11 protein-coding genes are annotated in these 14,407 nt (G+C 71.0%); 4 read left to right on the top strand and 7 right to left on the bottom strand.

The window, feature by feature from the left end:
- Positions 1-77: 77 nt before the first annotated feature.
- Complete coding sequence (locus ACILR4_RS02690; protein ID WP_395699276.1) at positions 78-647, top strand: hypothetical protein; 570 nt, start codon at positions 78-80, stop codon at positions 645-647.
- Between the two features lie 18 nt (positions 648-665).
- Positions 666-1,259, top strand: coding sequence for a hypothetical protein (locus tag ACILR4_RS02685; protein ID WP_395699275.1), 594 nt, complete (start codon positions 666-668; stop codon positions 1,257-1,259).
- On the opposite strand, the gene ACILR4_RS02680 is transcribed toward ACILR4_RS02685, so the two are convergent.
- The 5 genes from ACILR4_RS02680 to ACILR4_RS02660 form a co-directional block, all read right to left on the bottom strand.
- Positions 1,222-3,405: a prolyl oligopeptidase family protein gene (locus ACILR4_RS02680; protein WP_395699274.1), complete on the bottom strand. Its 2,184-nt coding sequence runs from the start codon at positions 3,403-3,405 to the stop codon at positions 1,222-1,224. The two genes, ACILR4_RS02685 and ACILR4_RS02680, sit on opposite strands and share 38 nt — an antisense overlap.
- Complete coding sequence (locus ACILR4_RS02675) at positions 3,402-5,522, bottom strand: prolyl oligopeptidase family protein (RefSeq protein WP_395699273.1); 2,121 nt, start codon at positions 5,520-5,522, stop codon at positions 3,402-3,404. Before ACILR4_RS02675 ends, ACILR4_RS02680 begins: the two co-directional genes overlap by 4 nt.
- A gap of 103 nt (positions 5,523-5,625) precedes the next feature.
- Positions 5,626-6,183 carry a YaeQ family protein gene (locus ACILR4_RS02670; protein ID WP_395699272.1) on the bottom strand — a complete coding sequence of 186 codons (558 nt, stop codon included), beginning with the start codon at positions 6,181-6,183 and terminating at the stop codon, positions 5,626-5,628.
- 18 nt (positions 6,184-6,201) lie between these two features.
- The gene (otnI, locus tag ACILR4_RS02665; protein ID WP_395699271.1) at positions 6,202-7,014 is read right to left on the bottom strand and encodes a 2-oxo-tetronate isomerase; all 813 of its coding nucleotides are present in this window, start codon (positions 7,012-7,014) and stop codon (positions 6,202-6,204) included.
- A 19-nt stretch (positions 7,015-7,033) separates the two neighbouring features.
- Positions 7,034-7,930: a neutral zinc metallopeptidase gene (locus ACILR4_RS02660; protein WP_395699270.1), complete on the bottom strand. Its 897-nt coding sequence runs from the start codon at positions 7,928-7,930 to the stop codon at positions 7,034-7,036.
- 154 nt (positions 7,931-8,084) lie between these two features.
- On the opposite strand from ACILR4_RS02660, the gene ACILR4_RS02655 reads away from it, so the two are divergent.
- Positions 8,085-10,139 carry a M3 family metallopeptidase gene (locus ACILR4_RS02655; protein ID WP_395699269.1) on the top strand — a complete coding sequence of 685 codons (2,055 nt, stop codon included), beginning with the start codon at positions 8,085-8,087 and terminating at the stop codon, positions 10,137-10,139.
- A gap of 48 nt (positions 10,140-10,187) precedes the next feature.
- Here ACILR4_RS02655 and ACILR4_RS02650 read toward each other — a convergent pair whose 3' ends face one another.
- Positions 10,188-13,202, bottom strand: coding sequence for a PAS domain-containing protein (locus ACILR4_RS02650; RefSeq protein WP_395699268.1), 3,015 nt, complete (start codon positions 13,200-13,202; stop codon positions 10,188-10,190).
- Between the two features lie 159 nt (positions 13,203-13,361).
- Positions 13,362-13,574 (bottom strand): hypothetical protein, encoded by a 213-nt coding sequence (locus ACILR4_RS02645; protein WP_395699267.1) that lies wholly within the window; start codon positions 13,572-13,574, stop codon positions 13,362-13,364.
- A 69-nt stretch (positions 13,575-13,643) separates the two neighbouring features.
- Between ACILR4_RS02645 and ACILR4_RS02640 the strand changes: the two genes are divergently transcribed.
- Entirely contained in the window at positions 13,644-14,402 is a 759-nt protein-coding gene (locus ACILR4_RS02640; RefSeq protein WP_395699266.1) for a 2OG-Fe dioxygenase family protein, read from the top strand.
- Positions 14,403-14,407: the final 5 nt, after the last annotated feature.

Raw genomic sequence — 14,407 nt, 5'->3', positions numbered from 1 at the left:
AGGACGTCGCGGGCGAGGTGCGCCTTTATGATTCGCGCCCAATAACCCGCATTGCCAACGTCATGGGAGGGAAGGGCATGGTTCACTTGTCCACGGTACGTGCGGCCGCATGTGCGCTGCTGGTCCTGCTGAGCAGTGGATGTGCGCTGCAGGCGCCGCGCTATCAACCGTCGATCGACAACGTCGAGGTGATCAAGCGCTCGCAGGCCAGGCCGGTGATGATCGGCAACTTCTCGGTGCAGGCGGGTGCGGTCGGCGGCAGTGCGATCGGATTGCGCGGCAGCAGCATGGCGTCGCCGGTGGGCAGCGACTATGCGGCTTACCTGGCCGACGCGCTGCGCCAGGAACTTGCGCTGGCCGGCAAGCTGGACTCGAAGTCCGACATCGAACTCAGCGGCCTGCTGACCAAGAACGACATCGCGGCCGGTGGGTTCAGCACCAACAGCGGCGAGATCGAAGCGCGCTTCATCGTGAAGTCCGGTGGCCAGGTGCGCTACGACGCCGTCAAGCGCGCCGAGCTCAGCTGGGAATCCTCGTTCGTCGGCGCCATTGCGATTCCCAAGGCCCAGCAGCAATACCCGGTGGTGGTGCAGCAATTGCTGAAGGCATTGCTCGAGGACGCGCAGTTCAAGTCGGCACTTCGGTGAACCAAAGGGAGAGAGACCATGACGATCATTCATCGCTTCACGCTCTGGGCCAGCCTGCTGCTGGTGGCGCTGCTCACGGCCTGCGCGCACCCGATCACGCTGGGCGGCGATGCTGGCAAGCTGACTGGCACAGGCGGTCCGAGGATCGATCGCAAGGTCGGCCTGTTGATCACCGACGCGCAGCGCCAGCAGCAGGTGACCACGCCGGGCGGGGGCGGTGACAAGGTGACCTACCAGCCCTACCGCGACCTCGAGACCGGTCTGTATGTCGCGTTGTCCGAATCGTTCGCCGGTGTCAGCAAGATCAGTTCGGTCGCCGATCCCAAGGTGGCGGCCGATGGCCTGAACTTCATCGTCACGCCGAGCATCGCGACCACCTCTCATTCGCCCAGCATGCTGACTTGGCCTCCGACGGTGTTCACGATCGAGCTCGCCGCCCGCTTCGCCGATCCGCGGGATCAGTTGGTGACCGAGCTCAAGGTGAAGGGCGAAGGCAGAGCCGAGTTCGAAGAATTCAAGGCGGACCACTCACTGTCGGCCCGCCGGGCTACCGACGATGCGCTGAAGAAATTGATCACGGCGATTTCGGAAGCTGCGGCGAAACTGCGCTGAGTTGTTGCCACAGGAAGGCGTAGCCCAACGCCAGCAGGTCCGCGCGCTGCGTGCTGTCGGCCGCGCCGGCATGGCCGCCTTCGATGTTCTCGTAGTACAGCGGCGCGTAGCCTTGTTCGATCATGCGGGCGGCCATCTTGCGCGCATGGCCGGGGTGCACGCGGTCGTCGCGGGTGGAGGTGGTGAACAGCACCGGCGGCAGCTTCTGTCCGGGCTTCACGTTCTGGTACGGGCTGTAGGCCGAGATCCAGGCCCATTCCTCGGGCTTGTCGGGGTTGCCGTACTCGCTCATCCACGAGGCACCGGCCAGCAGCCGGTGGTAGCGCTTCATGTCCAGCAGCGGCACGCGGCAGACCACCGCGTTGAACAGCTCGGGCCGCTGCAGCATCACCGCGCCAACCAGCAGGCCGCCGTTGCTGCCGCCTTCGATGCCCAGGTGCTTCGGCGAGGTGATCTTCGCGGCGATCAGGTCCTCGGCCACCGCGGCGAAGTCGTCGTAGCTCTTCTGCTTGTTCGCCTTGATGGCCGCCTGGTGCCAGGCCGGGCCGAATTCGCCGCCGCCGCGGATGTTGGCGATGACGAACACGCCGCCGCGCGCGAGCCAGGCACTGCCATAGGCGGGCAGGTAGCGCGGCAGCTGCGAGATCTCGAAACCGCCGTAGCCGTACAGCAGCGTGGGGTTGGTGCCGTCGACCTGCGTGCCCTTCGGCCAGACCACGAAGTAGGGCACGCGCGTGCCGTCCTTCGAGCGGGCGAAGCGCTGCTCCACGCGCATGCCGCCGGCATCGAAGAAGGCCGGCAGCGACTTCACCGGCGCCAGCGTGTCCTTCGCCGCATCGGCCAGGTACAGCGTGTCCGGCGTCAGGAAGCCGCTGTGGGTGAGCCAGGCACTTTCTGCCAACGGGTCGTCCTGCTGCAGCGGGTCGTGCAGGGTCTCCAGCGCCAGGGTGCCGGGGGTTGGCGTCTCGACCGCGCGGCGCTGCCAGCGGCCATCGACCTGGCGCCAGGCCTCGAGCCGGCTGCTCACGTCGTCCAGCACGTTCAGCAGCACCTGGCTGCCGGTGAGGTGGTAGCGCGCCAGCGAGCGGGTGGCGTCGGGCTCGAACAGGCGCTCGAAGCGACGCTCGCCTTTCATGAACGCGTCGAAGTCGGTCAGCAGCAGGGCGCCGCGCGGCTGCCGCTGCTCGGGCGCCACCTGCCAGTCGCTCTTGAGCTGGAGCAGCAGGCGCGGGCCCCAGAAACGGATCTGCGCATCGGGTGGCACCGGCATCGGCAGCAGCCGGCCGTCGGGCTGCAGCAGCGAGCGGCGGATGTCGGTGCGGTTCACATAACGCGTCAGCAGCACGTGCGCGAAACCGGGCGTGCGCACGACCTCAGCATCGGCGCTGACGTCGGTCTTCTCGCCTTCGAAGATCGTCGGCGCCTGGGCCAGCGGCTGGCCGCGTGACCAGCGTTTCAAGGTGCGCGGGTAGCCCGAGTCGGTCATCGTGCCGGGGCCGAAGTCGGAGCCGACGATCAGCGTGTCCGCATCCAGCCAGCTGATGTCCGACTTGGCCTCGGGCAGCATGAAGCCCCGGCCGTCAGCCGGGACGAAGCGCCGCTCGACGGTGTCGAACTCGCGCCAGACCTTGGCATCGGCACCGCCGCGCGAGAGGCTGATCATGCAGCGGCGGTAGCGCGGGCCCAGGCACTGCGCGTCGCCCCAGACCCAGTTCTCGTGCTCGTCCTTCGCCAGCGCGTCGAGGTCGAGCACGGTCTCCCACGCGGGCTGCGGCTTGCGGTATTCGTCCAGCGTCGCGCGTCGCCACACACCGCGCGGGTGGGCGGCATCACGCCACAGGTTGTAGAACCAGGCCCCGTGCCGGCTGACCGCGGGAATGCGGGCCTGCGAATCGAGCACCGCCTTCAGCCCGTCGCGCAGCGCGGTGTAGCCCGGCCAGGCCTGCAATTGCGCGCGCGCGGCGGCATTGCGCTCGCGCACCCAGGCCAGGGCCTTGTCGCCCTGCACGTCTTCCAGCCACAGGTAGGGGTCTTCGGTCGCAGGGGGACCCGCCGGCGCGGCCGGTACGGCCGGCTGGGCGGCCGCGCCCAGGCAGGCCGCCAGCGCGGCCAGCGCCACCGCCGCGCGCCGCAGCAGGCCCGTCACTTGCGGCCCAGCTGTTGCCAGAGGAACGAGAACTCCAGCGCCATCATGTCGGCCTTCTGCACGTTGTCGGCCGCGGCGCCATGGCCGCCTTCGATGTTCTCGTAGTACAGCGGCGCGTAGCCCAGCTCGGTCATGCGCGCGGTCATCTTGCGGGCATGGCCGGGGTGCACGCGGTCGTCGCGCGTCGAGGTGATGAACAGCACCTTGGGCAGCTTCTGGCCCGGCTTGACGTTCTGGTACGGGCTGTACTTCGAGATCCAGGCCCATTCCTCGGGCTTGTCGGGGTCGCCGTACTCGGCCATCCACGAGGCGCCGGCCAGCAGCCGGTGGTAGCGCTTCATGTCCAGCAGCGGCACCTGGCAGACCACGGCCTTGAACAGCTCGGGCCGCTGCAGCATCACCGCGCCGACCAGCAGGCCGCCGTTGCTGCCGCCTTCGATGCCCAGCTGCGCCGGCGTGCTGATCTTGCTGGCGATGATGTCCTCGGCCACCGCGGCGAAGTCGTCGTAGCTCTTCTGCTTGTGGGCCTTGACGGCGGCCTGGTGCCAGGCGGGGCCGAACTCGCCGCCGCCGCGGATGTTGGCCACCACCAGCACGCCGCCGTGGGCGTACCACGCGGTGCCGAAGCCGGCCGAGTACCAGGGCTGCTGCGAGACCTCGAAGCCGCCGTAGCCGTACAGCAGCGTGGGGTTCTTGCCATCGGCCTTGGCGCCGGCCGGCCAGACCACGAAGTAGGGCACCTTGGTGCCGTCCTTCGAGGTGGCGAAGCGCTGCTCGACGCGGATGCCGGCGGCATCGAAGAAGGCCGGCCGCGCCTTCAGCAGTTCACGCTCGTCGCTGCCGGTCCGGCCCAGCATCAGCGAATCGGGCGTCAGGAAGTCCGTGTACGTCACGAGGTAGGCCTCGGCCAGCGGGTCGTCCTTCAGCAACGGGTCGTGCAACGCACTGGCGCCCAGCGTGCCGGGGAAGGGCGCCTTCACCTCGCGCCGCTGCCATTGGCCGTTGGCAAGGTGCCACTCTTCGAGCTTGCCGGCCACGTTGTCGAGCACGTTCAGCAGCACCTGGCTGCGCGTGATGCTGACGCCGGCCAGCGAGCGCGTGGCCGTCGGCGTGAACAGGGCCGTGAACTCGCGCTTGCCAGCCAGGTAGGCCTTGGCATCCGTGACCAGCAGCGAACCCGCGGGCCAGGTCTTGCCGCCCACGTTCCAGTCGCTGCGCAGCTGCACCAGCAGCCTGTCGCGCCAGAAGGTGAAGTCGCTGTCGCTCGGGCGGTCCAGCACCTGCAGCTTGCCGTCGGCCTGCAGCAGCGAGAGTTCGCTGTTGTAGAAGTCGCTGGCGCGGCCGAACAGCGTGCGCTCGAAGCCGGGCGTGCGGTCCACCGTGGCGAAGGCGTACACGTCCTTGGGCTTGCCTTCGAACACCGTGACGGCCTGGGCCAGCGGCTGGCCGCGCTGCCAGCGCTTGACGATGCGCGGGTAGCCCGAATCGGTCATCGAGCCGGGGCCGAAATCGGTGCCGACGTAGACCGTGTTCTCGTCGATCCAGTCGACCTGGCTCTTGGCCTCGGGCAGCTTGAAGCCGTCGTCGACGAAGCGCTTGGCCTGCACGTCGAACTCGCGCACCACCACCGCGTCGGCACCGCCGCGCGACAGGCGCAGCAGGCAGCGGCGATAGTCCGGGCCCAGGCAGCTGGCGCCGGACCAGACCCAGTTCTCCTTCTCGGCCTTGGCCAGCGCGTCGAGGTCGACCACCGTTTCCCAGTTCGGCTGGGCCTTGCGGTACTCGGCCAGCGTGGTGCGGCGCCACAGGCCGCGCTGGTGGTCGGCGTCGCGCCAGAAGTTGTAGAGCCGGTCGCCCTGGCGGCTGAAGTAGGGGATCTTCTCGCGCGAATCGAGGATGCTGCGGAAGGTGTCGCGCATCTTCGCGAAATCGGGGTAGGCCTGCAGTTGCGTGCGGGTGGCGGCATTTCGCTCGCGCACCCAGGCCAGGGCCTTCTCGCCCTGCACGTCTTCGAGCCAGAGGTAGGGGTCGTCGGGGGTGGGGGTGGCGGCCATGGGCAGGGCGGAGGCGGTGGCCAGCAGCAGGGCCGGCACCAGGGTGTGCAGCAGACGGGGCATGAGAACAGGGCGCCGGGCCTTCGTGGGGCCGCGGCGGATCAAATGGGGTGGCCGCGATGATAGTTTCGGCGGGCGGCTCGCCGACCCTGCCGGGGGGCAGGGTTTACGCGGCGGGCCACAGCCTCTGCGGTACCAGTTCCACCGAATGCTGGTCGCCATTGACCCAGACATGGCCGTCCTGCACGGTCACCTGCCATTGCATCGAGCGCTGCGCCAGCGCCGCCAGCGCCTGGCTCTGCTCGGCCGGCAGGCGCCAGACCTCGAGGTTGCGCAGCCGGGTGACCCGGGTCTCGATGCCGGACCACCAGATGCCCGCGGCGGCGCTGTAGCAGTAGATCGTCACCCGCTCGGCCTTGGCGCAGGCCTTGGCCAGGCGGCGTTCGTCGGGCTGGCCGACCTCGATCCACTGCACGAGCTGCTCGGTCAGGTCCTTCTGCCAGAGGTCGGGCTCGTCGGCGTCCGAGAGGCCGCGGGCGAATTGCAGCGTGCCGTGCAGGTCGTCGGCCGGCACCTTCAGCGCGAAGGCCAGCAGCCGCACCAGCAGGCGCTCCTCGGTCTCGGAGGGGTGCAGCGCCAACGTGAGGGCATGGTCGCCGTAGACCTGGCGGTCCATGTCGGCAATCTGCAGGTTGGCCTTGTAGATGGTGGATTTCAGCGCCATGGACGCATCTTTTCAGTGTTAGGCGCGAAGGGCGCGGGAAGATCGGTAAGGCGCGAACCAGGCCAGCCCGGCCGAGGTGGCGCCGCGCGGGCGGTACTCGGCGCCGATGGGTTCGGCGTAGCCCAGCGTGTCGAGCAGCGCGAACAGGTGCGGGTGGTGCAACTCGCCCTCGTCGGGCTCGTGGCGGTCGGGCACGCCGGCGATCTGCAGGTGGCCCAGCCGCGCGCGGGCGGCGGGGTCGGCGAACAGCGTGCGCAGCTTCACCGTCAGGTCGCCTTCGGTGATCTGGCAGTGGTAGAGGTCCATCTGCACCTGCAGGTTTGGCACGCCGACTTCGGCGACGATGGCATGCGCTTCGGCCTGGCGGCTGAGGAAGTAGCCCGGCATGTCGCGCGGGTTCAGCGGCTCGATCAGCACCGCGATGCCGGCCGTCGCGGCCTGCGCCGCGGCCCAGGCCAGGTTGGCCAGGTAGGTGGCACGGTGGCGTTCCCGATCGGCCCCCAGCGGCAGCCGGCCGGCCATCACGTGGATGCGCGGGCTGCCCAGGGCCTGGGCATAGGGCAGCGCCTGCTCGGCGAAGCTGCGGCGCAATTCCTCCTCGCGGCCCGGCAGGCTGGCCAGCCCGGCTTCGCCCGGCGCGCCCGGCGGCGCATTGATCAGCACCTGCTGCAGCCCGGCGTCGTGCAGGCGCTGTTGCAGCGCTGCGGCCGGCTGGGCATAGGGAAACTGCATCTCCACCGCATCGAAGCCATCGCGCGCGGCCGCGTCGAAGCGTTCGAGCAGCGGGTGCTCGGTGTACATCAGGCTCAGGTTGGCAGCGAAGCGCGGCATGGGCAGGCGGTCGAACGGATCAGGGCGTGCTGCCCTGGCGGAAGGTGTCGCACTGCGCGACGCTGCCGGAGTCCATGCCGCGCTTGAACCAGGCCACGCGCTGCTGGCTGCTGCCGTGGGTGAAGCTTTCGGGCACCACGCGGCCCTGGGCATGGCGCTGCAGGGTGTCGTCGCCGATCTGCGCGGCGGCGTTCAGCGCTTCCTCGACATCGCCCTGGTCCAGGATCTGCCGCGCCTGCTGCGCATGGTGGCCCCACACGCCGGCCAGGCAGTCGGCCTGCAACTCCAGTCGCACGCTCAGCGCATTGCTGGCGGCCTGCGAGCCGCGCCGGCGCGCCTGCTCGACCTTGGCCGAGATGCCCATCAGGTTCTGCACATGGTGGCCGACCTCGTGCGCGATGACATAGGCCTGCGCGAAGTCGCCCGGTGCGCCCAGCCGGTCGCGCAGCGTCGCGTAGAAATTGAGGTCGATGTAGACCTTCTCGTCGCCCGGGCAGTAGAACGGGCCCATCGCCGCCTCGCCGGTGCCGCAGGCGGTGGGATAGCGGTTGCGGAACAGCACCAGCTTTGGCTCGCGGTAGGTGTTGCCGCTGGCGCGGAAGAGCTCGCGCCAGACATCCTCGGTGTCGGCCAGCACCATCGAGACGAACTTGGCCTGCGCGTCCTCGGCCGGTGGCTTGTGGGCGGGTGCATGCGGTGCCTGCTGCTGCACCACCGGCGCGCCGCCACCGCTCAGCAGCCCGAGGATGGTGAGCGGGTTGATGCCGAACAGCCAGCCGCCGACCAGCGCGACGACGATGGTGCCGATGCCGATGCTGCGGCCGCCCAGGAAGCTGCCGCCGCCGCCGACGCTGGCGCCGTTGTCGTCGCGCGCGTCCTCGACGTTGTCGCTCTCGCGGTGGCCATCCAGGCGCATGGTGCAGGCTCCTTCGGGTTCAGGGCTTTTCGGCCAGGGGTCTTGCCGCCGGTGGCAGTGTGCCGCAGACGCGCGATGGCATCATCGTCGATCCGATTTTTTCAGTGTGACAGTCGGCCGACAGCCGGCCCGTCAACCGATCGCCGAGAGACCCATGGACGCCCAGACCAACACCCTGCTGATCGATTGGGAGCAGCCTTTCGGCCTGCCGCCCTTCGCGCAGATCCGTGCCGAGGATTTTCCGGCCGCCTTCGAGCGCGCCATGCGCGTGCACCAGCAGGAGCTGGCGGCCATCGGGCAGCAGCTGGGGGCGCCGGACTTCGACAACACCGTGGCGGCCTTCGACCGTGCCGGCCGGCTGCTGTCGCGCATTCAGGCGGTGTTCTCGAACCTCGCGGCGTCGGCCACCTCGCCTGCGCTGCAGGCGGTGCAGCGGGAGATGGCCGGGCCGCTGGCCGCGCACTGGAGCGCGGTGTACCAGGACGAGGCCCTGTTCGCCCGCCTGGACGCGGTGCACCGCCAGCGCGAAGGCGCGGGCCTGACGCCCGAGCAGCAGCGCCTGGTGGAACGCACGCACCTCGGCTTCGTGCGGGCCGGGGCGCGGCTGCCGGCCGCGCAACGTGCGCGTTATGCGGCGGTGATGCAGCGCCTGGCCACGCTGACCACCAGCTTTGCGCAGAACGTGCTGCACGACGAGGCCAGCTACACCCTTCCGCTGCCCGATGCGGCGGCGATGACCGGGCTGCCGGACTTCCTGCGTGCCGCGGCGCGTCAGGCGGCGGCCGAGCGTGGACTGCATGGCGCGGTGATCACGCTGTCGCGCTCGCTGATCGTGCCCTTCCTCACCTTCTCGGAACGCCGCGACCTGCGCGAGCAGGCCTGGCGCGCCTGGGTCGGCCGCGGCGAGCAGCCGGGCGAGCACGACAACCGGCCGATCGCGCGCGAGATCCTGGCGCTGCGCCGCGAGCAGGCGCAGCTGCTGGGCTACGCCAGCTATGCCGACTACGCGCTGGCCGACACGATGGCGCGCACGCCCGAGCGCGTGTGGGCCCTGCTGGACGAGGTGTGGCAGCGCGCGCTGGCAGCCCTGTCGCGCGAGCGCGCGATGCTGGAGGAGGTTCAGGCCGCGGCCGGCGTGCCGGGCCCGATCGAGGGCTGGGACTGGCGCTACTGGGCCGAGAAGGTGCGCGTGGCGCGCTTCGCGCTCGACGAGGCCGAGCTCAAGCCCTACTTCGCGCTCGACAACATGGTGGCCGCGGTGTTCGACTGCGCGCAGCGCCTGTTCGGCCTGCGCTTCGCACGCCGCGCCGACCTGGCGGCGTATCACGAAGATGTCATGACCTATGAAGTGAGCGACAACGAAGGCCGCGTGCTCGGCCTGTTCCTGCACGACAACTTCTCGCGCCCGACCAAGCGCAGTGGCGCCTGGATGAGTGCGCTGCGCTGGCAGCACCGCAACACCGGCACGGCCGGCGAGGCCGCGCGGCCGGTCATCCTGAACAACAACAACTTCGCGAAGGCCGCGCCGGGCGCGCCGACGCTGCTGTCGCTGGACGACGTGCGCACGCTGTTCCACGAATTCGGCCACGGCCTGCACGGCCTGCTGTCGGACGTCGGCTACGAGCGCCTGTCCGGCACCCAGGTGCTGCGCGACTTCGTCGAGCTGCCCTCGCAGCTGTTCGAGCACTGGGCGCAGGAGCGCGAGGTGCTGAAGCGCCACGCCCGCCACGCCGTCACCGGCGAGCCGATTCCCGATGCGCTGATCGCGCGCATCGAGGCTGCGCGCAAGTTCGGCCAGGCCTACGAGACCCTGCGCTACACCGCCAGCGCGATCGTCGACATGGCCGCGCACGAAAGTGCCGAGCCGATCGAGGACATCGTCGCGTTCGAGGCGCGCGTGCTGGCCGAGCGCGGCCTGCCGCCCGGCGTGGGCATGAACCACCGGCTGCCGCATTTCCAGCACCTGTTCTCGGGTTCCAGCTACGCGGCCGGCTACTACGTGTACCTGTGGGCCGAGGTGCTGGACGCCGATGCGCACGACGCCTTCGTGGAGGCGGGCGACGCCTTCGATCCGGCGGTGGCCGCGCGCTTGAGGCGTTATGTCTACGCCGCCGGCGACAGCCTGGAGCCGGGCGCCGCGTACCGTGCCTTCCGCGGCCGCGACGCCCGCATCGAGCCGATGCTGCGCGACCGCGGGCTGATGGACTGAGGCTGCCGGCGCGTCAGGGCGCCGGGCCGAACATTTCGTCCAGCGCCGTCATGAAGCGGCGGAAGTCCAGCGGCTTGGTCCAGTAGTCGTCGAAGCCGTTGGCCAGTGCGTGGCGGATGTCCTCCGGCATCGCGTTGGCCGACACCGCGATGCAGCGGATCGCCGGCGCAGCACCTCGTGGCCGTCGAAGTCGGGCAGCTGCATGTCGATCAGGATCAGCTCGGGCGCGGTGTCGCAGGCCATCGCGATGCCGCTGCGGCCGTCGGCCGCGGCATCGAGCTGCAGGTCGCGCCGGCGGCTGACCAGTTCGCTGACGATCATCACGTTGACCGGGTTGTCCTCGATGTAGAGCAGGCGCCGCAGCGGCCGTTCGGCGGCCGGGGCCAGCGGGGCGTGGGCGCTTGGCGGGCCTTCCTCGACCGCGAGCTCGGCCGCGGCCAGCTGCACCTCGAAGCAGCTGCCGATGCCGGCCTCGCTGCGCACCGCCACGCTGCCGCCCATGCGTTGCACCGTGGCCTGCACGATGGCCAGGCCGATGCCGGTGCCGTCGATGCCTTCGCGCTCGGCGCCCAGGCGGTTGAAGGGCTGGAACACCTGCTGCAGCTGCTGCGCGGTCATGCCGCGGCCGTTGTCGTGCACGCACAGGCGTACCCGGTCGCCTTCGCGCGTGGCGTCGATCAGCACATGGCCGCCGGACCGGTTGTACTTGATCGCGTTGACCACCAGGTTGATCAGCACCTGGCGCAGCCGCATCGCGTCGGCCATCACCGCGTGGCCCAGGCAGCCGGTGCGGATTTCCACCTGCTGCTGCCCGGCCAGGTTCTCCACCAGCGGCAGCACCGACTGCACCACCGCCGGCAGCGCCACCGGCGCCAGCTGCAGCGGCCGTTCGCCGGACTCGAGGCTGGAGAGGTCGAGCACGTCGTTGATCAGCGACAGCAGGTGTTCGCCGGCGGCATGGATGTGCTCTGCGCGGCGCCGGCGCAGCGCCTCGTCCTGCGCGCTGCCGTCGGCCAGCAGCAGCTGCGCGAAGCCGAGGATCGCGTTCAGCGGCGTGCGCAGCTCATGGCTCATGCGCGCCAGGAACTGCGACTTGGCGCGGCTCTCGCGCTGCGCCAGCAACTGCGCCTGCTGCGCCTCGGCCGCGGCATGGGCGTCGGTCACGTCCCAGTTGATGCCGATGCGGCGCACGGTGCGGCCCTGCTCGTCCTTCACCGGCACCGAGCGCGACGCCAGCCAGTGCACGCTGCCGTCGGGCCAGACGACGCGGAACACCGCGTTCGATGCGCGGTCCTCGGCGATGGCCTGGCGCAGTTCGGCGCGCGCAGCGGCCATGTCCTCGGCGTGCACCCAGGCCGCGCGGTCGGCCAGGTCGGTGGGCTGGTCGCTCGGCTGGCGGCCGCGCAGCAGGAACATCTGCGCGTCCCACTGCGAATGGCTCATGCCGGGGGCCAGGTCCCAGGTGCCGATGCCGGCGCTGCGCGTCACCAGCGCCATGCGCTCGGCCGCCTCGCGCAGGCGGTGCTCGACGGCGTGGCGTTCGGTGACGTCGAGCATCACGCCGTACAGCGTGCTGCCGCGCGGACCGGTCTCGATCGAGGTGCGCGAGGCGACGCGGCGCATCGTGCCGTCGGCGCGCACGATGCGCAGGTCCAGGTCCACCAGGCCGCTCTTGCGCGTCAGCAGGGTGCGGATGGCCTCGCTGGCGGCTTCGCGGTCGTCGGGGTGCAGGTAGCGCTGGCGGTAGTCGTCGATGCCGGTGGCCACCACCGCGTCGGCGCCGCCGTGCAGCCGTCGCATCTGCTCGTCCCAGTGCATCTCGCCGCTGTCGACGTGCTGGGTCCAGATGCCGATGCCCGCGGCGCTGGTGGCCATCTCGAGGCGGCGCGCGAGCTCCTTCTCGCGCTGGGTCTGCGCAAAGCGCTCGCTCAGGTCCAGCGTCACGCCCAGGTAGCCCAGCAGCTCGCCCTGCTCGTCGCGCTGCGCGACGCAGCGCGCCAGCAGGTAGCGCCATTCGCCGTCACCGCGCTGGAAGCGCAGGCCCAGCTCCAGCGGGCCGTCGTCGGGCCGGTCCTGCTGCAGGCGCGCCTGCAGCTCGGGCCGGTCCTGCGGATGCACGCGCTCGCTCAGTGCCGCGAGGGGCATGCCCTCGGGCTGCGCCGGCAGTCGCAGCAGGGTCCAGCCGCGCGGGTCGCTGAACAGGCGCTCGCGCCGCTGCTCGTAGCGCCAGACCATGATGTCGGCCAGCTCCACCGCCAGCCGCAGCTGGGCATGCGTTTCACCGTAGGACTGGGCGAGGCGGAAGGTCTCGGTGTCGTCGCACAGGATGCCTAATGTGCGTTGTGGGCGGCCATCCGGGCCGGGATGGGTGTGCCACTGCGAGCGCAGGTGGTGCACCTGGCCGTCCCCGCTGAGCACGCGGAAGCGCACCGAGTGCGTGCCGCCTTCTCGCGCGGACGCAGCGAAGGCCTCGCGCAGCCGCGCCTGGTCGTCGGCCAGCACGCTGCGGATGGCCTGCTCGAACGGCGGCGCCTCCGGCTGCGGCGGCAGGCCCCAGATGCGCCAGACATGCGGGTCCCATTGGCCGGTGCCGCTGTGCAGGTCGCGTTCCCATACGCCGATGCGGCCGAACTGCTGCGCCAGGTCCATCAGCTCGCGCAGGCGGCCGGAGTCCTGCGCCGCATCCTGGGTCGGGTGCTCGGGCTCGGGCTGCAGGCTCAGCACGCTGCCGCACACCGGCGTGCCGACCGTGCGCTGGGACAGGCGGGCCCGCAGCGGCCGGCCCCGGGCGTCCTGGCCAGTGAAGGCCAGCGGCGCGAAGGCCTGCGGGGTCGCCAGGTGCCGGGCCAGCCACTGTTGCAGGGCGGGATCGGTGTCCGACCCGCACAGCAGCTCGTCGAGCCGGCGGCCCTGGCACGCCGCGAGTTCGTGGCCGGTCCAGGACTTGAACGCGGCGTTGGTCGCCACCAGCCGCCCCTGCGCATCGGCCAGCGCCACCGGCAGGTCGAGCAACTCGTAGGCGTCGATCGCCGGCAGGGCCGGCGGCGCGGGCGGCTGGGTCATCGTGGTGGGGGTGGACTGCAGGCGGTCTTGCGGCGGGGCGGGCCGATCCGACCGGGGGAGTCGCAGTCTAACGGCGCAATCGCCCTCGCTGGCGCACGGCCGGGGCCGGTCCCCAAGTTGAGGGGCCGGACAGCCATGCGCGCGCCGAGGTGTGCGCCGTCAGGCGCTGGCGCACTGGCGCTGCAGCTTCAGCGCCAGGCGCCGCAGCAGCCCGCTGGGCGAGGCCAGTGCCAGCGCCACGCAGCGTTCGGCATAGCCGCGGTCGCATTGCAGGCGCTCGACGTCGACGCGGCAACCCTGCGTGGCCATCAGCCACTTGAAGTCCACCCAGTCGAGCAGGCTGGGGGTGCGGGCGGCTTCGTGGCTGTTCATGTGCGGTGAGAATCGGCCCTCCCACAACGCCGGCCGCCGCGGCTGGGCTGACACACGAGGATTTCGCCGATGAGCCTGCCGCCGCCCCTGACCGCCCTGGCCGACCTGGACGCGCAGCTCGCGGCCAGCGGCTACGCGGTACTCGATGCCGCTTCGCTGGCGCGGTTGGCCGGCGTGGCGCCCGAGGCCCTGGCCGCCTGGCAGCCCTGCTGGGACGCGCTGCCACCCGACGGCTACCTGCGCGACGGCGGGCGCTACCGCCGCCGGCGGCACGGCTGCTTCGTGGTGGACCCGGGCCCCGACGCCACCGCGCGCCTGCGGCTGCAGCCCCGGCGTGCGCACTGGCAGCCGGTGGACTACAACGCGCTGCACGGCGGCATCGAGCGCTGGTTCGAGCCGATCGCACCGTCGATGACGGACGACCCCGCCTGGGCCCGGCTGTTGGCCGCGCTGGCCGACGTGGCCGGCCGCCTGCGCGGCGTGGGCGCGGTGCCGTGGTACGTCGAGGCGCATCCGTTCCGCATCGACACCACCGACGGCATCGGCCGGCCCACGCCCGAGGGGGCGCACCGCGACGGCGTCGACATGGTGGCCGTGATCTTCGTCGGCCGCCGCGGCGTGAAGGGCGGGGAGACCCGCGTCTTCGACGCCCGCGGACCGCAGGGCATGCGCTTCACGCTGAGCCAGCCCTGGAGCGTGCTGCTGCTGGACGACGAGCGGGTGATCCACGAGACCACGCCGATCCAGCCCCTGGACCCGGCGCTGGGCGGCCAGCGCGACACGCTGGTGCTCACCTTCCGCCGGCAGGGCTTCCAAGGGCCGGGCTGAACCCG

It is taken from the genome of Aquabacterium sp., assembly GCF_044226965.1.
GTDB lineage: Bacteria > Pseudomonadota > Gammaproteobacteria > Burkholderiales > Burkholderiaceae_C > Pseudaquabacterium.
Note: the sequence above shows the minus strand (reverse complement) of the source record. Positions and strands in the feature narration are given on the sequence as shown.

Coding starts and splice junctions, on each gene's coding strand:
- ACILR4_RS02640 (WP_395699266.1), top strand. CDS start 13,644: ATGAGCCTGCCGCCGCCCCTGACCGCCCTGGCCGACCTGGACGCGCAG.
- otnI (WP_395699271.1), bottom strand. CDS start 7,014: ATGCCGCGCTTCGCTGCCAACCTGAGCCTGATGTACACCGAGCACCCG.
- ACILR4_RS02690 (WP_395699276.1), top strand. CDS start 78: ATGGTTCACTTGTCCACGGTACGTGCGGCCGCATGTGCGCTGCTGGTC.
- ACILR4_RS02650 (WP_395699268.1), bottom strand. CDS start 13,202: ATGACCCAGCCGCCCGCGCCGCCGGCCCTGCCGGCGATCGACGCCTAC.
- ACILR4_RS02660 (WP_395699270.1), bottom strand. CDS start 7,930: ATGCGCCTGGATGGCCACCGCGAGAGCGACAACGTCGAGGACGCGCGC.
- ACILR4_RS02645 (WP_395699267.1), bottom strand. CDS start 13,574: ATGAACAGCCACGAAGCCGCCCGCACCCCCAGCCTGCTCGACTGGGTG.
- ACILR4_RS02675 (WP_395699273.1), bottom strand. CDS start 5,522: ATGCCCCGTCTGCTGCACACCCTGGTGCCGGCCCTGCTGCTGGCCACC.
- ACILR4_RS02655 (WP_395699269.1), top strand. CDS start 8,085: ATGGACGCCCAGACCAACACCCTGCTGATCGATTGGGAGCAGCCTTTC.
- ACILR4_RS02685 (WP_395699275.1), top strand. CDS start 666: ATGACGATCATTCATCGCTTCACGCTCTGGGCCAGCCTGCTGCTGGTG.
- ACILR4_RS02670 (WP_395699272.1), bottom strand. CDS start 6,183: ATGGCGCTGAAATCCACCATCTACAAGGCCAACCTGCAGATTGCCGAC.